This is a genomic window from Streptomyces sp. NPDC008079, from assembly GCF_042957385.1.
In the GTDB taxonomy this organism is placed as follows: Bacteria; Actinomycetota; Actinomycetes; order Streptomycetales; family Streptomycetaceae; genus Actinacidiphila.
The window spans coordinates 82,175-103,387 of the sequence record NZ_JBIBIC010000025.1 but is presented as its reverse complement, the minus strand read 5'-3'; the positions used below and the strand labels follow the sequence as shown (position 1 = coordinate 103,387).

The window sequence follows — 21,213 nt, the reverse complement described above, 5'->3', positions numbered from 1 at the left end:
ACCCCCCGCACGAGCGGCCCGCGCCCCGCCCCCGCGCGCCCCCGGCCGCCTTGGCCCCCGGGCCGGGGGTCCGGCCGGGCGGGGCCCCCGCGGGCGGCGCCGCCCGGTCGGACCGCGCGCAGGGGAGGGGCGGCGGCTCCCGCGAATCCGCACGAAGGCGTGCCGTTCGCGGGCGGCCGGTACGCACGGGCGGCGCCGCCCCTCCGGGGGCGGAAAGGCCAGCTCACGTCGCGTGTCGGCATCGCTCGACAGCGGTCCCTCGCTCGCCGCTCATCCCCTTTTCCATCCGTGTCGGAGATTCGGACATCGCGGCAGGTCTTGACAGAAGCCGGTAGGGATTACAGCCTATGGCAACGTTGTCATCCGAGTTGAGAGCCGGGCCGATCGTTCCGTCGGCTCACGTGGGATTGGACTTTTTGAACATGTCGGATCAGCCGCACCTTTCCCGGCGAAGGATCGTCGCCACCGGCTCCACCCTCCTGGCGGGCTTCGGCCTGGGCACCGCCTTTCCCACGGCTGCCTCCGCTTCCACCCCGGCCCCCGCCGCCGGGCCCGCGGCGCCGTCGGGGGCCGCCGCCGCGCGGGCCGAACTCGCCGCCTACCGCCCGATCACCGTGTCGTCCACGGACTACGCGCCCACGCCCGGCGAATTCGCGGTCGACGGGATCGGCACCGTCGGCGTACGCGGCACCGGCTGGCGGGCCGCGGCGGGCGACCCGCAGTGGATCTGTGTCGACCTCCAGGCGGACTGCGAGGTCGACTCCGTGAAGCTGACCTTCGAGGCCACGGTCAACGACCCGGTCTTCACCCCCTCCGACAGCGGCAATCCGCGCGACAGCACCACAGGGCAGGAGATCCTGTCGAGCTGCGCGGTGGACTTCGTCATCGAGACCTCGCGCGACCAGCACGCCTGGACCACCGTGTACCGGACCACCTCGGGCACCGGCGGCGTCGTGGACATCGCGCTGGACCGCAGGGTCACCGCGCGCTGGGTGCGGCTGACCGTGCGCAAGCGCTCCAACGCCAACCCGCTGGGCCTCAACGGCTTCGCGGTGTACGGCACTTCGCGCGCCCACCGCCCCGCCGCCACCGGCTGGACCGACTGGGGCACCCATCACCACCACGCCCCCGCGCTGAAGACCGCCGCCGACGGCACAGTGCCGCTGGAGTCCGGCTGGACGCTGACCATGGACGACTGGGCGGGCGGCGAGGGCGCCGACCTGTCCCGCCCGTCGGTGGACACCAGCCGCTGGCTGCCCGCGACCGTGCCCGGCACGGTCCTGGCCTCACTGGTCGAACAGGGCCATCTGCCCGACCCCGTGTCCGGCCTGAACAACCTGCACATCCCCGAGGCGCTGTCCCGCCACTCGTGGTGGTACCGGCGCGGCTTCGAGCTGCCCCGTAACCTGACGACCGGCTCGGGCCGCCACATCTGGCTGGAGTTCGACGGCGTCAACCACACCGCGGATATCTGGCTGAACGGCAAGCGGGTCGGCGGCCTGACCTACCCCTTCGCCCGCTCCGCCCACGACGTGACGGCGCTGCTCACCGCCCGCGGCGAACAGGCCCTCGCCGTGAAGATCACCCCGATGCCGTTCCCCGGCAGCCCCGGCGACAAGGGGGCGGCCGGACTGGCCTTCGTGGACGCGGGCGCCACCATGATGAACCGCAACTCGCCCACCTACCTGGCCTCTTCCGGCTGGGACTGGATGCCCGCCGTACGCGACCGCGTCTCCGGGATCTGGAACCACGTACGGCTGCGCTCCACCGGCCACGCCGTCATCGGCGACCCCCGCGTCGACACCGTCCTGCCCGACCTGCCCGACACCCGCAGCGCGGAGGTGACGATCGTCGTCCCCGTGCGCAACGCCGACACCACCGAGCGGCGCGTCACCGTCACCGCCGCCTTCGACGACGTCGAGGTGACCCAGACGGTCACCGTGCCCGCGGGCGGCGGCAAGGACGTCACCTTCACCCCGTCCGTGTACGGCAAACTGCGGCTGCGCAACCCCAAGCTGTGGTGGCCCAACGGCTACGGCGAGGCCGCCCTGCACGACCTGACACTGACCGCGACCGTCGACGGCCGCACCAGCGACCGGCGCACCACCCGGTTCGGCATCCGGCAGTTCGGCTACGAATTCGCCGTGCCGCTGCCCTTCACCGCCGGCGGCGACGCGTACACCCAGTCCGTCGACCTCGGGGCGCGGACCGCGCGGTACATACGGGTGCGCTGCCTGACCCGCGCCACCGCCTGGGGCTCGTCGCTGTGGAGCCTGTCGGTGGTCAACAGCGCCGCGCCCGGCACCGACCTCGCGCTGCGCAAGACGGCCACCGCCTCGTCGGTCGACGAGGACGACCACCAGCCGGGCAACGTCACCGACGGCGACCAGGGCACCCGCTGGTCCTCGTCCTTCGAGGACGACCAGTGGGTCCAGGTCGACCTCGGCGCCCAAGTCGCCTTCGACCGCGTCGACCTGACGTGGGAACAGGCGTACGCGCGCACGTACGTGGTCCAGGTCTCGGCCGACGGCTCGGCTTGGACCGACGCGAAGTCCGTCGACAACTCCGCGGTCCCGCTGCCCTTCAACGGCGGCGACGCCAGCCTCCAGACCGAGGACTTCAGCGCGGTGACCGCCCGCTATGTCCGGATCAACGGCGGTGCCCGCGCGACCAGTTGGGGCAACTCGCTGTGGACGCTCTCCGTGGTCGACAGCGCCAGGCCCGGCACCGACCTCGCACTCCACAAGACCGCGAGCGCCTCCTCCGAGGACTCCGGCAGCCCGGCGTCCCACGCCACCGACGGCGACCCCAACTCCCGCTGGTCGTCGGAGTATCTGGACAACCAGTGGATCCAGGTCGACCTCGGCTCGGCCCAGAGCTTCGACCGCGTCGTCATCGTGTGGGAAGCGGCCTACCCGAAGACGTACACGATCCAGGTGTCCGCCGACGCGAAGACCTGGACGGACGTGAAGTCCGTCGACAACACGCCCGAACCGCTGAAGATCAGCGTCAACGGCGTCCGGGTCTTCTGCCGCGGCGGCAACTGGGGCTGGGACGAACTGCTGCGCCGGATGCCCGCCGCGCGGATGGACGCCGCCGTGCGGATGCACCGCGACATGAACTTCACGATGATCCGCAACTGGGTGGCCAGCAGCAACCGCGAGGAGTTCTTCGCCAGTTGCGACGAGCACGGCCTGCTGGTGTGGAACGACTTCCCCAACGCGTGGGGCATGGACCCGCCGGACCACCAGGCGTACAACGACCTGGCGCGCGACACCGTACGGCGCTACCGCGTCCACCCCAGCGTCGTCGTGTGGTGCGGGGCCAACGAGGGCAATCCGCCCGCCGCGATCGACACCGGCATGCGCGACGCCGTCACCTCCGAGGCGCCCGGCGTGATGTACCAGAACAACTCCGCGGGCGGCATCATCACCGGCGGCGGCCCCTACGGATGGGTGGAGCCCGCCCGTTACTACGCGCCGTCCACGTACGGCAGCGGCAGCTTCGGCTTCCACACCGAGATCGGCATGCCGGTGGTGTCCACGGCCGCCAGCATGCGCAATCTCGTCGGCGACGAGCCGGAGTGGCCGGTCGGCGCGGCCTGGTACTACCACGACTGGAGCACGCGCGGGAATCAGGCGCCGCAGAACTACCAGGCCGCCATCGAGGCCCGCCTCGACACCGCCACCGGCCTCGACGACTTCGCGCGCAAGGCGCAGTTCGTCAACTACGAGAACACCCGCGCCATGTTCGAGGCGTGGAACGCCAACCTGTGGAAGGACGCCAGCGGCCTGATGCTGTGGATGTCCCACCCGGCGTGGCACAGCACGGTGTGGCAGACCTACGACTACGACTTCGACGTCAACGGCACCTATTACGGGGCCCGCAAGGCGTGCGAGGCGCTGCACGTCCAGGCCGACCCCGACAAGTGGCAGGTCATCGCCGTCAACCACACCCCGCACACGGTCACCGGCGCCCGGGTGACGGCCAACTACTACGACCTCGACGGCCGCCGGCTCGTCCCGGAACAGCGCAAGTTGGTGAACATCGCCCCGTCGTCGTCGGTCACCGCCTTCACCGCCGACCGGATGGACACCCTGCCGTCCTTCCACCTGCTCCGGCTCCGCCTGGAGGACCCGCTCGGCCGCGTGCTGTCCGAGAACACCTACTGGCGCTACCGCGACACCAAGGACATGCGGGCCCTGAACAAGGCCAAGCAGACCCGCCTGTCCACCGACCTCGGCCGCCTGACCCACTCCGGCGCCCGCCGCAGCCTCACCGCCACCGTCCGCAACCGCGGCTCCGCCGTCGCCGCCATGGTCCGGCTGTCGCTCCTCGACGACCACACCGGCGAGCGCGTCCTGCCCACCCTCTACAGCGACAACTACCTCTGGCTGCTGCCCGGCGAGTCCCGCACCCTCACCCTGACCTTCCCCGCCGCCGCCCTCCCCTCCTCCCGCCCCGCCCTGCGCGCCGAGTCCTACACCACCCCCACCACCCTCACCCGCCCCTGACCCCGGGACGCGAGGCGGGCGGCGGCGGGGGAATCCGCAGGTCAGTCCTACCCCCGCCGTCGGCGGACGGCGGGGGACACGGAGAATGGGGGCATGGATTCGGTGGACATACGTTTTTCGCGTGACGAGCTGATCGACCATCTGCGACGGACCCGCATCGCCGGGGACGTCGCCACCCCGCGGCAGGGGAATCTGCGCCACTACAGCGAGCTGGTGAAGGGGAACCGGCGCTTCTGGCTGGGACTGGAGCTGGGGGAGCGGTGGACCGAGGAGACGGTGCTGGCCGTGATGGCCGAGCGCGTCGGCGTGGTGGCCGACCCCGGACACCTCCAGGGTCAGGACACCATCGACGCGCGGCTCACCGTGGAAGGACTCGACCGGATGGCGGCCGTCCTGCGGGAGGCGGCCCGGCAGCGGTGGCGGGTGCTGGTCGCCACCGGGCACCCCGGCGGGCTGCTCGATGTGCACCAGGCCATCGCGGGGGCGCTGCGCGCGGCCGGTGCCACCGTCGTCGCCATTCCCAAGGGCCTGTCCACCACCGAGGGCGACGACGACTCCTACGGCGACGTCCGTCAGTTCGGCAGCGTCGCCGTGCTGGAGGACGGTGCCACCCTGTGGCACACCCACGCGCCGCAGCCGATGTCGGCCATTCTCGACGCGCTGACCGCCGCGGGCGAGCCGCTGCCCGACCTGGTGGTGGCCGACCACGGCTGGGCGGGCCGCGCGGGCCAGCGCGGGATCAGGACCGTCGCCTTCGCCGACTGCAACGATCCGGCGCTCTTCCTCGGCGAGGCGGAGGGCACCATCGCGGTGACCGTCCCGCTCGACGACCACGTGGTGGACCCGCAGGCGTACGAGCCGATGACCGCCTATCTGCTGTCGGAGGCCGGGCTCACCGCCTGAGACCCGCGCGAGCCCGTACGACGCGCCGGTACGACCGCGACCCGCCCCGTACGACCCCGCGGAACGCAGCCGCGTCGCCCCGGCGGGACCCACCGGCCGCCCACGGCCAGTAGGCTTCCCGTGGGTGCCCGAAGCACCGCAGAGACCGCCGCGGACGCCCCGGAACACGGGGCGTCCGCCGTGTGTTTCCGCCAAGGAACACGAGGAGGACTGAGATGACCGCTCAGACACAGAAGGCCGTCCTCGCCGGCGGATGCTTCTGGGGCATGCAGGACCTGATCCGACGCCTGCCCGGCGTGACGGACACCCGGGTCGGATACGCGGGCGGCGACGTGCCGAACCCCACGTACCGCAACCACGGCACCCACGCCGAGTCGATCGAGATCACCTACGACCCGGAGCGGACCGACTACCGGGCGCTGCTGGAGTTCTTCTTCCAGATCCACGACCCGAGCACGAAGAACCGCCAGGGCAACGACATGGGCCTCAGCTACCGGTCGGCCATCTTCTACGAGGACGACGAGCAAAAGCGCGTCGCCGAGGACACGATCGCCGACGTCGACGCCTCCGGCCTGTGGCCCGGCAAGGTCGTCACCGAGGTGTCGCCCGCCGGTACCTTCTGGGAGGCCGAGCCCGAGCACCAGGACTACCTGGAGCGCTACCCCGACGGCTACACCTGCCACTACGTACGCCCCGGCTGGCGCCTGCCCGCCCGTACCAAGGACTGACGCCCGGCACGCCCAGCAAACTCAGCACGCCCGGCACGCCCGGCACCGCTGGTTAACCGCATCCGGCCTTTCCCCGCCGGCCGTCCGACGTCCCATTGATAGCGTCGGACCGTGGCGCATACAGTGCGCGCGGCGACTCGTATCCGGGAGGCCAGATGTCGGGTTCATCGTCGGGCGGCACGCCGGGGCGCGCCATGGGGCGAAGGGCTCTGCTGCTCGCGGGCGCCGCCTCCGCGGCGGCGGCCGGCGCCGGATCCCTGGCCTCCGCGGAGCCCGCACACGCGCGCCCCGGTGGCCCGGGGGCCGAGTGGGTCGGCAGTTGGGCCGGGTCGCCGAACGCCGCGCCGACGGCCGCCGTCGTCCACCTGGAGAACCAGACGGTCCGCCATGTGCTGCGTCTGAGCCTCGGCGGCTCCGCGCTCCGGTTACGGCTGACGAACGAATTCGGTGAGAGCGCCGCGTCCATCGGCGAGGTACGGGTCGCCCGCCGCGCGGGAACGCAGGGCACGGCGATCGTCCCGGCCACCGACCGCCGGGTGACGTTCGGCGGCAGCGGGTCCGTCCTGATCCCGGCCGGGGCCCCGGCCGTCAGCGATCCCGTCGACCTGGCCCTGCCCGGCGGCGCCGACCTGGTCGTGAGCCTCTACCTGCCGGAGCGTACGGCCGCGACCAGCCTGCACGCGTACGCCCTCCAGAAGAACGCCGTGGCCGCGGGCAACGTCACCGGCGCGACGACGGTGACGCCGACCGCCGAGCCGCAGGCGGTGTATCTCGTCTCCGGTGTCAGCGTCCGGGCCGGACGGCAGGCGTCCGCGATCGTCGCGCTCGGGGACTCGATCACCGACGGCGGCAAGAGCACCGTCGGCGCCGATCTGCGGTGGCCGGACCAGCTCGCCGCGCGGCTGCGGTCGGCCCGCCCGGCCGCCGACCGCGCGGTGGTGAACGCGGGCATCTCCGGCAACCGCCTGCTGCACGACCCCAATCCGCCCGCGGGCGACCCGGCCGAGGCGTACGCGCTCAACTTCGGACCGAGCGCCCTGCGCCGCTTCGACCGCGACGTGCTCGCCCAGCCCGCGGCGGCGTACGTCATCACCCTGATCGGCGTGAACGACCTCGGCCACCCGGGCACCGTGGCGCCGTTGTCCGAGACGGTGACGGCCGAGCAACTGATCGCCGGGCACGGGCAGTTGGCGGCGCGCGCGCACGCCGCGGGCCTGATCGCCATCGGCGGTACGATCATGCCCTTCAAGGACGACACCTTCGGCTTCTGGAGCCAGGCCAACGGCGAGAAGCGGAACGCCGTCAACGACTGGATCCGCACCAGCGGCGCGTACGACGCCGTGATCGACTTCGCCCGCGTCACCGCCGACCCGGCCGACCCGGACAAGCTGGCCGCCGCGTACAGCAGCGGCGACGGCCTGCACCCCAACGACGCGGGCCACACCGCGATGGCCGCCGCCGTTCCGCTCGACCTGTTCCGCTGAGCCGTCCCCGTACGGCTCGGCGGCCACGGCGCACGGCGGCAGGACGTGCCCGGCCCCGGCCCTGAGCGACCCGTGCCCGGCACTCCGGCACGGCCGCCCCGTCACGCCACCGAGCCGTCCTGGGCGGATCGCTGACCGGCCGTCGGGCGTGCGGCGGTCGGCGCCGAGCCCCGTACTAATACGTATTATCCCTTGACTTCCGGGAATCCGGAAGCCACGATCCCTCACGGCGCCGAGCGTCTCCCGATCGGCCGCGCCGCTCCCGTGGCCGATGTCCTCCCCCCCAACCGTGAGGGTGCTCCATGTCCGTTGACCACTCGTCCCGCGGCCTCACCCGTCGCTCCGCCCTGCTGGCCGGCGCCGCGCTGGCCCCCGCGTGGTTCCTCGGCACCGCAGGCGCCGCGCCCAGCCGCGCCGCCGCGGCGACGGCCTCGGACTTCGCGACGGTCCGCACCCAGTGGGGCACCACGCTGATCGGCAGCTACGACGCCTCCGACCAGGTGATCTCCGCCTACGCGCAGGCGATGGCCGACACGGCGAACGGCCTGTGGTCGACGCTGAACACCGCCAACTCCCGCACCTACCTGTGGGCGGACCTGAACAGCTCCACCGTCTCGGCCGTCCAGCGCGACGTGATCGGACGGCTGCGCCAACTCGCCCTCGCCTACGCCTCGCCGGGCTCGTCGCTGGCGGGCAACGCGACGCTCCTGGCGGACCTCACATCCGCGCTCGACTGGTTCCTCGCCCACAAGTACGGCGTCACCGCGCGGTACGACAACTGGTGGGACTTCGAGATCGGCATACCGCTGGCCCTCAACGACACCTGCGTCGCCCTGTACGACCACCTCTCGGCGAGCCAGATCTCCACCGCGATGGCCGCGATCACCCGCTACGCGCCCGACCCGACGAAGGTCAACGGCGGGACGGCCACCGGCGCCAACCTCAACTGGAACTGCGCCATCGCGACCGTGCGCGGCGCGCTGAGCCAGGACGCGGCCGTCATCGACAGCGCCATGGCGGCGATCGCGCACCTCTTCCCGTACAGCACCGGCGGCGACGGCTTCTACCCCGACGGCGGCTTCATCCAGCACGCGGTCTACGCCTACAACGGCTCCTACGGGGTGTCGCTGCTCCAGTACCTGACCTACCTGCTGGTCACCGTGCAGGGCACCCCGTGGGCGGCGACAACGGACCAGGTGCAGCGCGTCTTCACCTGGACGCAGGCGAACTACCGGCCGTGGATCTACCGCGGGGCGTTCATGGACATGGTGCGCGGACGCGCGCTCTCCCGCTTCTACGAGACCGACCACCGTATCGGCCGCCTCACCACCGCCACCCTGCTCCAACTCGCCCGCGTCTTCCCGGCCGACCAGGCGCTCACCGTCCGGTCGCAGGCCAAGGGCTGGATCGGCGCGGACACCTACCAGGACTTCTTCGCCTTCGACGCGGCGCCGCTCGAACAGGTGCGGATCTCGTCCATCGCGCTCGGCCGCGCCGTCGTCGCCGACAGCGCCATACCGGCGGCGGCGGAGTCCACCACCTCCGTCGTGTCGACCTCGATGGCGCGGATCGTGCACCGGCGGCCCACGTTCGCCTTCGGCATCGCGATGGACAGCACGCGGATCAAGCCGTACGAGTCCGCGAACAACGAGAACCTCCAGGGCTGGTACACCGGTGAGGGCGCCACGTACCTGTATCTGCCCACGCAGCCCGGTCACTGGGTGAACGGGTACTGGCCGGCCGCGGACAAGTACCGGCTGCCCGGGGTCACGCTCGACACCAAGACCCTCGCGCTCGGCGCGAACCGCGGCTCGACCAACACCTGGGCGGGCGGCGCGCTGCTGGACGGGAACGTGGCCGCCGGTATGGGGCTGTCGTTCGCCGTCCAGACCCTCACGGGCCACAAGTCGTGGTTCTGCGTCGACGACATCGTCATCTGCCTGGGCGCGGGGATCACCAGCGACGACGGCCATACGATCGAGTCGGTCATCGAGAACCGCAACACCGGCCCCAACGGGCAGGCGAACATCCACGTCGATGGCAACGTTGTCCTGTCCACGCCGAGCAACACGCCGACGGTGGTCCAGCCGCGGTCGATCTTCGTGGACAACCTCGGCGGCTATGTCTTCCCGGTCGGCGGCCACGTCACCCTCCTGCGCCAGGACCGCACCGGCAAGTGGACCGACATGGACCACCGCGGCGTCTACGACGACACCGCCGCGTACACCCGCAGGTTCGTCACCATGTGGGTTGACCACGGCGTGAGCCCGACCGCGGGCAGCTACCGCTACATCCAACTGCCCGCCGCCACCTCGGCCCAGACCTCGGCGTTCGCCGCGTCGAACGACGTGACCGTCGCCTCGAACACCGCCGCCGTGCAGGCCGTCAGCCGTTCCGGCTCCGGCGTGGCCATGGCCAACGTCTGGCAGGCCGGAGCGCCCAAGGCCGCCGGAATCCAGGTCGACAGGACCGCCTCGGTCGTCACGCACCGGACGAACGGAACGCTCAGCGTGGCCGTGAGCGACCCGACCCAGCAGCTCACCGGGTCGGTCGTCGTCACCGTCGACGGCGCCGTCTCGGCCGCCACCTCCGTCGACCCCGGGGTGACGGTCCTCGCCACGACACCTGACCTCCGCCTCTCGGTAGCGGTCACGGGAGCGGCCGGAAAGACCTTCGTCGCACGCTTCACCGTCTGACAGCCGTCGGCCCGGCACCCCGTCGGCCCGGCACCCCGTCGGCCCGTCGGCCCGCGAGATAAGGAAGTCGCACATGCGCATGAGGGCTTTAGCAGTGGTGATCGGCATGCTCGTCGCGAGCTACGGCGTGACGTCGGGCTCGGCGCACGCCGCGTCATCGCTCTACGAGGCGGAGAACGCCACGGTTTTCCACGGGACGGTGGACCGCGACCACCTGGGATACACCGGGACCGGCTTCGTCAACACCGCCAACGAGGCAGGCGCGTACGTCGAGTTCAGCGTGAGCGCACCGGCCGCGGGCGGCTTCGCGCTGGCCCTGCGCCACGCGAACGGGACGGGGGAGGGACGCGCCGGCACCGTCAGCGTCAACGGCGCGGTGATCTCCGCACCGGCCTTCGCCGCGACCGCGGACTGGAACACCTGGGCCGTCACCCGGATACCGGTGACGTTGCGGGCGGGAACCAACGCGATCCGCGTGACCGGCGCCACGGCGGGCGGCCTGCCCAACCTCGACTCGCTGACCGTCTCCGACCCGCGGAGCACGGACTGGGCCGACGCACTGGTCGACTCCACCATGGAGCGCTACACCCCCGCGACCGTCGGCGGCTGGAGCTACCCGGTCGCGCTCTACCTGATGGGGCAGTACCAGGTCGCCCGGCACACCGCGGACCCCGCGCGCCGGGCGGCCCTGATCGCGTACATCAAGGCGTGGGCCGACCGCTTCGTGGACGCCTCGGGGCACATCGGCATCACCTTCAACAGCCTGGACAGCATGATGCCGGGTCAGGTGATGATCGCCCTGTACCGCGAGACCGGTGAGGCCAAGTACGGCCTGGCCGCCAAGCAGATCCATGACCGGCTGCTGCCCGGCGCCGGGTACCCGACCACGAGCGACGGCGGCTTCTGGCACGCCAACAGCGCCGACCGGGCCAACCAGCTCTGGTCCGACGGCACCTTCATGGCCGACCCCTTCATGGCGCAGTACGGCAGGTACATCGGCGACAGCGCGCAGTCCTACGACATCGCGGCCAAGCAGCTCGTGGTCTACGCCGGCCATCTGCAACAGGCGAACGGGCTGCTGAAGCACGCCTACGACGCGTCCAAGGCGGCGACCTGGTCCGACCCGACCAGCGGCCTGTCCTCCGAATACTGGTGCCGCGCCGTCGGCTGGTACGGCGTCGCCGCCACCGAGATCCTCGACCTGATCCCGGCCGACCACCCGCTGCGCGCCCAGTTGACCGCGACCGTACGCGATCTGGTGCGCGGCATCGCCGCCTACCAGGACCCGGCCAGCGGGCGGTGGTTCCAGGTCGTGGACAAGGGGAGCAGCGCGGGGAACTGGACCGAGACGTCGTGCTCGGCGATGTTCACCCTGACCGCCGACGCGGCGATCAAGCGCGGATACGTCCCGGCCGCCGCGTACCAGGCCACGGTGGACGCCGGAAAGCGCGGCGCATTGGACCGGATCTCCCTGCACAGCGACGGTCTGACGTATCTGACCTCGATCTCGGTCGGCACCAATGTCGGGGACTACGCGTATTACACCGCCCGGTCCCGGGCCACGAACGACTTCCACGGGCTGGGCGCCTTCCTCTACTTCTTCGAGCAGGTCAACGGCTGAACCGGCTCCTGCGAGCAGATCCGCGGCGGGGGAGTGGCGGTGGAGCGCCGTTCCCGGTTCTGGAACGCTACGACCGTCGGCCCGACAGGCCGACGGCACAGCTCTCCTCGACCCGGTGAAGGAACGACGCCATGACCACCGCGCACCCCATCGCGCTGGAGCCCACCGCGATCCATGTGGCCGACCGCGTCCTCGACGACCTGCGCACCCGTCTCGAACTGACCCGTCCGCCGCTGGACGAGGGGAACGAGGACTGGTCGTACGGCGTCCCGGCCAGCTATCTGCGGGAGTTGGTCGCCTACTGGAAGGACGGCTACGACTGGCGGGCGGCCGAGCGCGCCATCAACGCCTACGAGCACTACCAGGTGGAGGTCGCCGGTGTCCCCGTGCACTTCCTGCGCAAGCCGGGGCGCGGCCCCCGCCCGATCCCGCTGATCCTCACCCACGGCTGGCCGTGGACGTTCTGGCACTGGTCGAAGGTGATCGACCCGCTCGCCGACCCGGCCGCCTTCGGCGGCGACCCCGCCGACGCCTTCGACGTGATCGTGCCGTCCCTGCCCGGCTTCGGTTTCCCCGGCCCGCTCACCGGCTTCCCCGACGTCAACTTCTGGAAGGTCTCCGACCTCTGGCACACCCTGATGACCCGGACCCTGGGATACGAGAAGTACGCCGCCGGGGGCTGCGACATCGGCGGGATCGTCACCAGCCAGCTCGGCCACAAGTACGCCGACGAGCTGTACGGCATTCACATCGGCTCGGGGCTGCCCCTCGACTTCTTCACCGGCCCCCGCGCCTGGGACTTCGCCCGGAACCGGCCCCTCACCGACGACCAGCCGGCCGACATCCGCGCCCGCATCATCGAACAGGACCGCCGCTCGGCGACCCACCTGGTGGCGCACATGCTCGACGGCGCCACCCTGGCCCACGGGCTGAGCGACTCACCCGCGGGACTGCTCGCCTGGCTGCTCGAACGCTGGAACGCCTGGAGCGACAACGGCGGCGACCTCGAATCCGTCTTCACCAAGGACGACCTGCTCACCCATGCCACGATCTACTGGGTCAACAACTCCATCGCCACGTCGATGCGGTACTACGCCAACGCCAACCGCTACCCCTGGACCCCCGCCCACGACCGCACCCCGGCCGTCGAGGCCCCGGTCGGCCTCACCTTCGTGACGTACGAGAACCCGCCCGGCGTTCACTCCGCCGCCGACCGCGTCCAGGCGTTCAAGACCGGCCCGCAGTCCCGCTGGTTCCACCACGTCAACGTGAACGCCCACGACCACGGCGGCCACTTCATCCCCTGGGAGAACCCCGACGCCTGGGTCACCGACCTCCGCGGCACCTTCCGCACGCGCAGGCCCTGAGCGCCGGAAGGTCGCTCCCTCCCCGGACGGCAGAATTGACACAGCGGTGATAAAAATCGACACGGTGTAGACTTTTCGATGTGGGAGGACGTCGACTCCCCGCGTGACCGCCGAGGAGGAGCACATGGAGACGCGGAACTGGCTCATCACGGGCGTCAGCACGGGCCTCGGGCGCGCTTTCGCCCGGGCCGCGCTGACAGCCGGGCACACCGTCGTCGGCACCGTCCGCTCGGAGAAGGACCTGCGGGCCTTCGAGGAGCTGGAATCCGGGCGCGCGCACGGCCGCGTCCTGGACGTGACCGACGGCGACGCCGTCACGGCCGTGGTCGCCGAGGTCGAGCGGAGCGTCGGCCCGCTGGACGTCGTCGTCGCGAACGCCGGCTACGGCCTGGAGGGCACCTTCGAGGAGACGCCGCTGGCCGAGGTGCGGCGGCAGTTCGAGGTCAACGTGTTCGGAGCCGTGGCCACCTTGCGGGCCGCGCTGCCCCCCATGCGGCGCCGTCGCCGCGGACACCTGATGGCCGTCACCTCCATGGGCGGGCTCATGGCCGTGCCCGGCATGTCCGCCTACTGCGGCAGCAAATTCGCCCTGGAAGGCATCCTCGAAGCGCTGGGCAAGGAGGTCGCACAGTTCGGGATCCATGTGACGGCGATCGAGCCCGGCTCCTTCCGCACCGACTGGGCCGGACGGTCCATGACGCGCGCCGAGCAGTCCGTCGACGACTACGACGAGCTGTTCACCCCCATCCGCGAAGCGCGGCGGAAGGCCAGCGGGAACCAACTGGGCAACCCGGCCAAGGCCGGAGAGGCGGTCGTGCACATCGCGTCGGTCGACCGGCCGCCCGCCCACCTCGTCCTGGGCTCGGACGCGCTGCGCCTGGTCGCCGCCGCGCGCACGGCCGTCGACGAGGACATCCGCGCATGGGAGACGCTGTCGCGTACGACCGACTTCGCCGAGGGCGCTCAGCTCTGATGCCAGGCCACGAACCCGCCCGAGGCCGCCGGACCGCCGAACGCAAGGGCGATGTCCGGGAGCGCGCCATCCTCGACACCTGCGAGGCACTGCTGGCGACCAAGGGCCACGAGGCCATGACGGTCGCCGACATCGCCCAGGGCGCGGGCATCACCCGCGCCGCGCTGTACTTCTACTTCGGCTCCAAGCAGGAGGTGGTCACCGCGCTCGTGGCCAGAACGGTCGAGCACCTTTGGGAGCGGTCCAGGACCACCGCCCAGGCCGACGAACCGCGCCAGGCCGTCGCGGCGGCCATGCGGCGCACGGTCGAGCTGTGGAACGCGCACGGCCTGGTCATGCGCACCGCGATCGACCTGTCCCTGACCGTGCCCGAGATCGGCGAGCTGTGGAACCACACGGCGGACCTCTTCATCACGGCCATCACCGCCGTCCTGGAACGCGCCGGAATCGCACCGGGCACCGCGCCCCACCAGTCCTCCGCCCTGGCCCGCGCCCTGTGCTGGATGATCGAGCGGACCTTCTACCACGCCTCGCGGGAGTCCCCGGAAAAGCTGCGCGAGGCGTCCGCGACCTGCGAACACATCTGGCTGATCACCGCCGGCCTGACCGCGTGAGCCGTCCGCGGCGACCTCCCGACGATCGAACGGCATGTGCGCACCGGACACTTCGACGTCCTGCTCACCCCCAACCGCTGGACCCTGGTCAACCGTTCCGCCGGTCCGCTCATCGACCTGGCCGTGTCGATGAACGCCGGGGTCGTCAACGCCCCCGTGTCCGGCGGCCAGATCCTGCCGACCGGCATCGGCGGCTCGCGGTGGTGCCCCTACCGTGAGAGGCCGAACTGCTCGCCGCCATCGGCGCGATCGAAGAGGCGTGCCGCGACCACGGCGTGCCGCTCGCCGCGGCGGCGGTGCGTTTCTCCTCCCGCGACCCACGGATCGCCAGCACCGTCATCGGCACCTCGCGGCCCGAACGGATCGAGCAGACCCTCGCGCTCGACGCGACCGAGGTGCCCGACGCGCTCTGGGACGACGTGGACGCCATCGCCGCGCGCGTCGATCCCGCACACCTGCCCGCCTGGGGCCGACGTGCCGTCATCTCGAAGCCCTCGAAGCCCTCGGAACCCGATGAGGAGCCCCATGTCCGACCCCCTGCGCGTCCTGCTGTTCGGCTACGCCCTGGCGGGCCGCGTGTTCCACGGCCCGCTGCTCGCCACAAATCCGCACTACACGGTCCGGGCGATCGTCACCTCCGATCCGGCCCGCGCCGCCGCCGCGGCCCGACCACCCGGACGCCCGCGTGGTGGCCGACGCCGACACGGCGTTCGCGGCGGCCGACGACTACGACCTCGCGGTCGTGGCCACGCCCCACCAGACGCACGTCGAACGGGCCGGGCGCGCTCTCAAGGCCGGTCTGCACGTGGTCGTGGACAAGCCGCTCGCGCTCACCGCCTGTGACGCGCAGGAACTGGCCGACGCCGCCGACGCCGCGAACCGCGCCCTGTCGGCCTTCCAGAACCGGCGCTGGGACGGCGACTTCCTCACCCCCGCTTCGGCGCCACCGCGCTCGTGATGGGCGGTTCGATGACCGGCTCCGGGGACCTGATCGGTCCGGCACTGGCGGGGGGCTGCCCGCCGGCCTCCCGCCGCCGCTGCCCGCGGCCCGGCCGGCCGGAGCCGGGCTGATCGGCGCGGCGCGGTACGCGGCCGAGGTTCCGGAAGACAACGATGCCTCTATTCTCTAGTCAACGAGCCGAGAGGGAGACCACCGTGGCCGGCGCGCCGCTCACCACCGCACCACCGACCACGAAACAGGTCGCCACCCTCGCCGAGGCCAGCGCGATGACCGTGTCCCGCGTCCTGCGCGGCGACACCGGAGTGTCGGCGGACAGACGCGCACGCGTCGAGGCCGCGGTACGGCAACTCGGCTACCGGCCCGACGCTCTGGCCCGAAACTTCCGGCACGGACAGGGCACCGGCACCATCGGCCTGATCGTCACGACCCTCGCCAACCCCTTCTGCGCCCGGCTCGCGCTCGGCATCGAGGCGACGGTCGCCGAGGAGGGACTGCGGGTGATGATCACCAACACGGCCGGTGACGCGGGCCGCGAGCGCGACGCCGTCCGGGACTTCTCCGCGCGCCGGGTCGACGGCGTGATCCTCGTCCCGGCGGGGGCCGACCAGGCGTATCTGACCGAGGAGTTGCCCACCTCCCTGCCCGTGGTCACCGTCGCCCGGCCCCCGGCCGGGTTCGAGGCGGACAGCGTCCTGGTCGACGACTTCGGCGGCGCGTACGCGGCGACCAGCCGACTGCTGGCGGCAGGACACCGCAGGATCGGCTTCCTCGGCAACCCGCCCTCGGTGTACACCGGTTCCGAGCGCTACCGCGGCTACAGCGCGGCCCTCCACAAGGCGGGCATCGACCCCGACGACGCCCTGGTCAAGCGCGGCCGGGAGGATCTCGCCTCCGCCGAGGCGGCTGCCGCCGAACTGCTCGCGCTGCCCGAGCCGCCCACCGCGCTGTTCTCCACCGACAACCACAACACCCAGGGCGCCTACTGGGCGTTGCGGCACCACGGCGCCGGCGCGACGCTCGCGGGGTTCGACGACTTCGACCTCGCCGACGTGCTCAGCGTGCCGGTGCTGGTGGTGGACTACGACCCCGACGAGATCGGGCGCCGCGCCGCCCAGTTGCTCGGCGAGCGCCTGGCCCGCCAGGGCGCCGGAGCGCTGCCGCCGCGCCGGGTCGTGGTGCGCACCACGATCATCGCCCACGGGGAGGACCGCGGCCCGGCGCGGGACGTGTCCTAGCCGCGGGCCACGGGCAACGCGCCCCGGAAGCAGGCGCGTTGCCCGTCCGGAGCCTCGCGGTCCCCGAGCCCCGCCTCCACCGCGCCACGCCCGTCAGCCATTCGACCCGGCCGCCCACCACACCCCGGAGCCCGTACATGCACGACGACCGCAGCCTCATCGAGTCCCGCCTGGAACGCGTCCTCAACGAGCGCGTCCGCCCCGCGGTGTACGGGGAGCGGGTGCCGCTGACCGTCGGCATCTGGGACGCGCCCGACGAGCCGGTCCCGGTGGCCGAAGGCATCGCCGCGGCCCGCAGGCCGATCGCGCCCGGCGAGCCGTGGGGTCCGCCGTGGGGAACGAGCTGGCTCACCGTCAGCGGTACCGTGCCCGAGGAGTGGGCGGGCCGCACCGTCGAGGCGCTGCTGGACCTCGGCTTCGAGCGGGACACCCCCGGCTTCCAGTGCGAGGGCCTGGTCTACCGGCCGGACGGCACCCCGGTGAAGGGCCTCAACCCGCGCAATCAGTGGGTGCGCGTCGGCGACCCCGTCACCGGCGGCGAGCGGATCCTGCTGCACGTCGAGGCCGCCTCCAACCCGATCGTGCTGGACAACCCGCCCTTCCGCCCGACCGCCTTGGGCGACAAGGCGACGGCGGGCCGCGCGCCGCAGTACGTCCTGGGTCGGATGGACCTGGCCGTGCTGGACCGCACGGTCTGGGAGCTCGTGCAGGACCTCGAAGTGCTGGGCGAGCTGATGCGGGAGCTGCCCGCCGACTCGGCCCGCCGCTGGGACATCCTGCGCGCGGTGGAACGGGCGCTCGACGCGATCGACCTCCAGGACGTGGGCGGCACCGCCGAGGCGGCCCGAGCCCTGCTGGCCGACGTGCTGGCCGCGCCCGCGCACGCCTCGGCCCACCGGATCAGCGCGGTGGGCCACGCGCACATCGACTCCGCGTGGCTGTGGCCGCTGCGCGAGACCGTCCGCAAGGTGGCCCGGACCACCGCGAACATGACGGCCCTGATCGAGGACGAGCCCGACTTCGTCTACACCATGTCCCAGGCGCAGCAGTACGCCTGGATCAAGGAGCACCGCCCCGAGGTCTACGCCCGGGTCCGACAGGCCGTCGCCGACGGACGGTTCGTGCCCACCGGCGGAATGTGGGTCGAGTCGGACACGAACATGCCCGGCTCCGAGGCGATGGCCCGTCAGTTCGTGCACGGCAAGAGGTTCTTCCTGGACGAGTTCGGCATCGAGAGCGACGAGGTGTGGCTGCCGGACACCTTCGGCTTCGCGGCCGGGCTGCCGCAGATCATCCGGGCGTCCGGGTCGAGTTCGCTGCTGACCCAGAAGATCTCCTGGAGCCGCACCAACTCCTTCCCGCACCACACCTTCGCCTGGGAGGGCATCGACGGCAGCCAGGTCTTCACGCACTTCCCGCCGATGGACACCTACAACGCGGGCCTGGAAGGCCGCGAAGTCGCCCACGCCGCACGCAACTTCAGGGAGAAGGGCATGGCCGGGCGGTCGCTGGCGCCGACCGGGCTGGGCGACGGCGGCGGTGGCACGACCCGCGAGATGATCGCCAAGGCCGCCCGGCTGCGCGACCTGGAGGGTTCGGCCCGGGTGGAGTGGGAGTCCCCGGCGGAGTTCTTCGCCAAGGCCCGCGCCGAGTACCCCGAACCGCCCGTCTGGGTCGGGGAGTTGTACCTCGAACTGCACCGCGGCACGCTGACCAGCCAGGCGGGCACCAAGCAGGGCAACCGCCGCAGCGAGCACTTGCTGCGCGAGGCGGAGCTGTGGTCCGCGACCGCCGCCGTACGGGCCGGACTGCCCTACCCGTACGAGGAGTTGGACCGGATCTGGAAGACGGTGCTGCTGCACCAGTTCCACGACATCCTGCCCGGCTCGTCCATCGCGTGGGTGCACCGCGAGGCCGAGGCGACGTACGCCGCCCTCGCGGTGGAGCTGCGGTCGATCATCGACGCCGCCCAACTCGCCCTGGCCGGTGGGCCGTCGCGGGAGGGGGGCGAGGAGGGGGAGGGGGACCAGGAGGGAGAGGGGGCCCTGGTCTTCAACGCGGCCCCGCACACCCGCGGCGGTGTCCCGGCAGGGGGCGCCGCGCCCGTCGCCGACCCCGGCGTCGACGGGACGGTCACCGCTTCGGCCCGCCCCGGCGGCGGCCACGTACTGGACAACGGCCTGCTGCGGGTCGAGATCGACGACCGCGGCCTGGTGGTGTCGGTCCACGACCTCGCCGCGGACCGCGAGACCCTCGCCGAGGGACGCCCGGCCAACCTGCTCCAACTCCACCCCGACTTCCCCACCATGTGGGACGCCTGGGACGTGGACGCGTACTACCGCAACACCGTCACCGACCTGACCGCCGCCGACCGTGTCGAGGTGACCGCCGCGACGGCCCACGCCGTCACCGTCCGGGTCGAGCGCTCGTTCGGCCACTCGCGCGCCGTGCAGGACCTCACCCTCACCGCCGGGCACAAGCGCCTGGACGTCTCCACCGAGGTCGACTGGCGCGAGACGGAGAAGTTCCTGAAGGTGGCCTTCCCGCTGGACGTCCACGCCGACCGCTACGCGGCCGAGACCCAGTTCGGCCACGTCTACCGGCCCACCCACACCAACACCAGTTGGGACGCCGCCCGTTTCGAGGCGTGCAACCACCGATTCCTGCACCTCGCGGAGCCCGGCTGGGGCGTGGCCCTGGTCACCGACTCCACCTACGGCCACGACGTCACCCGCTCCACAAGCGGCAGCGCCCCCGGCGCCGCCGTCACCGTGCGCCTGTCCCTGCTGCGCGCGCCCCGCTTCCCCGACCCGCGGACGGACCAGGGCGTGCACCGCTTCCGCTACGCCCTGCTTCCCGGCGCGTCCATCGGCGACGCCGTCCGCGAGGGGTACGCCATCCACCTGCCCGAGCGCCGCGTGCCGGGCGCCGCCGCGGTCGAACCGCTGGCGACGGTCGGCCACGAGGGCGTCGTCGTCAGCGCCGTGAAGCTCGCCGACGACGCGAGCGGCGACATCGTCGTACGTCTCTACGAAGCCAACGGCGCCCGGACCCGCACCACCCTCACCCCCGGCTTCGCCCTCCACACCGCCACCCCCTGCGACCTGCTGGAACGCCCCCTGACCGACCAGCCGCCCGCCGAGATCCGCGACGGCGCCGTGGACCTGCGCCTGCGACCGTTCGAGATCGTCACGCTGCGCCTGACCCCCTCGAAGGACACCGCGCCGCCCCTGGCCGAGCACTGACCCGCCCGTCGTCGGCACCCCCCGCTGTCGACTTGCGCTTTACGCCGCGTCAACTTCTACGGTCGTCCATGTGGCCGCACCGACCGGCCGGCGAGGGGAGGCAGGGCGATGGCCTGGTCGATCGCGGACGTGGCCCGGCTGTCCGGAGTGACGTCCCGGACGCTGCGGTACTACGACGAGATCGGTCTGCTGCCCCCTGCGGGGACCGGCCGCAACGGGCACCGCTCCTACGAGCAGCGGGATCTGCTGCGGCTGCAACAGATCCTGCTGATGCGGGAGTTGGGCCTGGGCCTGCGGGACATCGCGGCGGTCCTCGACAGACAGGCGGACCGGGTGGCCGTGCTCCGGGAGCACCACCGGCGTCTGCTGGCGGAGCGGAACCGGCTCGACACCCTGGTCCGCACGGTCGGCCGCACCATCGCGGAGTTGGAGGAAGGAAAGGACGGGGACGACATGGCGGAGATCAGCAGGCCGGAGAATCTGTTCGAGGGCTTCGACGCCTCGCGCTACGAGGACGAGGCGCGCGAGCGGTGGCCGCGCGAGTACGAGCGGTCCCGGCGAATCGCCGGCCCGCTCACGGCCGAGGACCAGGAGCGGACGCAGCGCGAGATCACGGCGCGGATGGTCCGCATGGCCGATTTCATGGCGGCCGGCACGCCAGTGGCCGACCCGGCGGTGCAGGCCGAGACGGATGCCCACTACCAATGGCTGTGCGGATTCTGGACCCCCAGCGCGACCGCGTACAAGGGACTGGGGCAGATGTTCACCGACGACCCGCGCTTCCGCTCGGCGTACGACAAGATCGCGGCCGGGCTGGCGGAGTACCAGCGCGACGCGATGGCGGTCTACGCCGACGCCCGGCTGAGCTGACC

13 protein-coding genes and 1 pseudogene are annotated in these 21,213 nt (G+C 72.1%); all 14 read left to right on the top strand.

Annotated elements, in window-relative coordinates; genetic code table 11:
* Positions 1–422: 422 nt before the first annotated feature.
* Positions 423–4,514: a discoidin domain-containing protein gene (locus tag ACFZAM_RS34495; protein ID WP_391051908.1), complete on the top strand. Its 4,092-nt coding sequence runs from the start codon at positions 423–425 to the stop codon at positions 4,512–4,514.
* 93 nt (positions 4,515–4,607) lie between these two features.
* Positions 4,608–5,417: a phosphatase gene (locus ACFZAM_RS34490; RefSeq protein WP_391051905.1), complete on the top strand. Its 810-nt coding sequence runs from the start codon at positions 4,608–4,610 to the stop codon at positions 5,415–5,417.
* A 215-nt stretch (positions 5,418–5,632) separates the two neighbouring features.
* Positions 5,633–6,145 carry a peptide-methionine (S)-S-oxide reductase MsrA gene (msrA, locus tag ACFZAM_RS34485; RefSeq protein ID WP_355343668.1) on the top strand — a complete coding sequence of 171 codons (513 nt, stop codon included), beginning with the start codon at positions 5,633–5,635 and terminating at the stop codon, positions 6,143–6,145.
* Between the two features lie 155 nt (positions 6,146–6,300).
* Positions 6,301–7,629: a GDSL-type esterase/lipase family protein gene (locus ACFZAM_RS34480; RefSeq protein WP_391051901.1), complete on the top strand. Its 1,329-nt coding sequence runs from the start codon at positions 6,301–6,303 to the stop codon at positions 7,627–7,629.
* 302 nt (positions 7,630–7,931) lie between these two features.
* Positions 7,932–10,325, top strand: coding sequence for a polysaccharide lyase family 8 super-sandwich domain-containing protein (locus ACFZAM_RS34475; RefSeq protein ID WP_391051898.1), 2,394 nt, complete (start codon positions 7,932–7,934; stop codon positions 10,323–10,325).
* Positions 10,326–10,404: 79 nt separating this feature from the next.
* On the top strand, positions 10,405–11,946 hold the full coding sequence (locus ACFZAM_RS34470; RefSeq protein ID WP_391051896.1) for a glycoside hydrolase family 88 protein: 1,542 nt from the start codon (positions 10,405–10,407) through the stop codon (positions 11,944–11,946).
* A 131-nt stretch (positions 11,947–12,077) separates the two neighbouring features.
* A complete protein-coding gene (locus ACFZAM_RS34465) occupies positions 12,078–13,313 on the top strand; it encodes an alpha/beta fold hydrolase (RefSeq protein ID WP_391051894.1) in 1,236 nt (411 codons plus the stop codon).
* Between the two features lie 124 nt (positions 13,314–13,437).
* A complete protein-coding gene (locus ACFZAM_RS34460) occupies positions 13,438–14,286 on the top strand; it encodes an oxidoreductase (protein WP_355343653.1) in 849 nt (282 codons plus the stop codon).
* On the top strand, positions 14,286–14,900 hold the full coding sequence (locus tag ACFZAM_RS34455; RefSeq protein ID WP_391051891.1) for a TetR family transcriptional regulator: 615 nt from the start codon (positions 14,286–14,288) through the stop codon (positions 14,898–14,900). Before ACFZAM_RS34460 ends, ACFZAM_RS34455 begins: the two co-directional genes overlap by 1 nt.
* Before the next feature lie 275 nt (positions 14,901–15,175).
* Positions 15,176–15,271, top strand: a pseudogene (locus tag ACFZAM_RS34450) (aldo/keto reductase); the annotation flags it as partial.
* A gap of 317 nt (positions 15,272–15,588) precedes the next feature.
* Complete coding sequence (locus tag ACFZAM_RS34445; RefSeq protein ID WP_391051888.1) at positions 15,589–15,858, top strand: Gfo/Idh/MocA family oxidoreductase; 270 nt, start codon at positions 15,589–15,591, stop codon at positions 15,856–15,858.
* Positions 15,859–16,055: 197 nt separating this feature from the next.
* Complete coding sequence (locus tag ACFZAM_RS34440; protein ID WP_391051885.1) at positions 16,056–17,096, top strand: substrate-binding domain-containing protein; 1,041 nt, start codon at positions 16,056–16,058, stop codon at positions 17,094–17,096.
* Between the two features lie 137 nt (positions 17,097–17,233).
* Positions 17,234–20,341 (top strand): glycoside hydrolase family 38 C-terminal domain-containing protein, encoded by a 3,108-nt coding sequence (locus ACFZAM_RS34435; protein WP_391051882.1) that lies wholly within the window; start codon positions 17,234–17,236, stop codon positions 20,339–20,341.
* 108 nt (positions 20,342–20,449) lie between these two features.
* Positions 20,450–21,211, top strand: coding sequence for a TipAS antibiotic-recognition domain-containing protein (locus ACFZAM_RS34430; RefSeq protein ID WP_391051879.1), 762 nt, complete (start codon positions 20,450–20,452; stop codon positions 21,209–21,211).
* Positions 21,212–21,213 lie beyond the last annotated feature (2 nt).

Bases quoted from the DNA above. Each gene is read 5' to 3' on its own strand.
- ACFZAM_RS34495 (WP_391051908.1), top strand. From the start codon at position 423: ATGTCGGATCAGCCGCACCTTTCCCGGCGAAGGATCGTCGCCACCGGC.
- ACFZAM_RS34490 (WP_391051905.1), top strand. From the start codon at position 4,608: ATGGATTCGGTGGACATACGTTTTTCGCGTGACGAGCTGATCGACCAT.
- msrA (WP_355343668.1), top strand. From the start codon at position 5,633: ATGACCGCTCAGACACAGAAGGCCGTCCTCGCCGGCGGATGCTTCTGG.
- ACFZAM_RS34480 (WP_391051901.1), top strand. From the start codon at position 6,301: ATGTCGGGTTCATCGTCGGGCGGCACGCCGGGGCGCGCCATGGGGCGA.
- ACFZAM_RS34475 (WP_391051898.1), top strand. From the start codon at position 7,932: ATGTCCGTTGACCACTCGTCCCGCGGCCTCACCCGTCGCTCCGCCCTG.
- ACFZAM_RS34470 (WP_391051896.1), top strand. From the start codon at position 10,405: ATGAGGGCTTTAGCAGTGGTGATCGGCATGCTCGTCGCGAGCTACGGC.
- ACFZAM_RS34465 (WP_391051894.1), top strand. From the start codon at position 12,078: ATGACCACCGCGCACCCCATCGCGCTGGAGCCCACCGCGATCCATGTG.
- ACFZAM_RS34460 (WP_355343653.1), top strand. From the start codon at position 13,438: ATGGAGACGCGGAACTGGCTCATCACGGGCGTCAGCACGGGCCTCGGG.
- ACFZAM_RS34455 (WP_391051891.1), top strand. From the start codon at position 14,286: ATGCCAGGCCACGAACCCGCCCGAGGCCGCCGGACCGCCGAACGCAAG.
- ACFZAM_RS34435 (WP_391051882.1), top strand. From the start codon at position 17,234: ATGCACGACGACCGCAGCCTCATCGAGTCCCGCCTGGAACGCGTCCTC.
- ACFZAM_RS34430 (WP_391051879.1), top strand. From the start codon at position 20,450: ATGGCCTGGTCGATCGCGGACGTGGCCCGGCTGTCCGGAGTGACGTCC.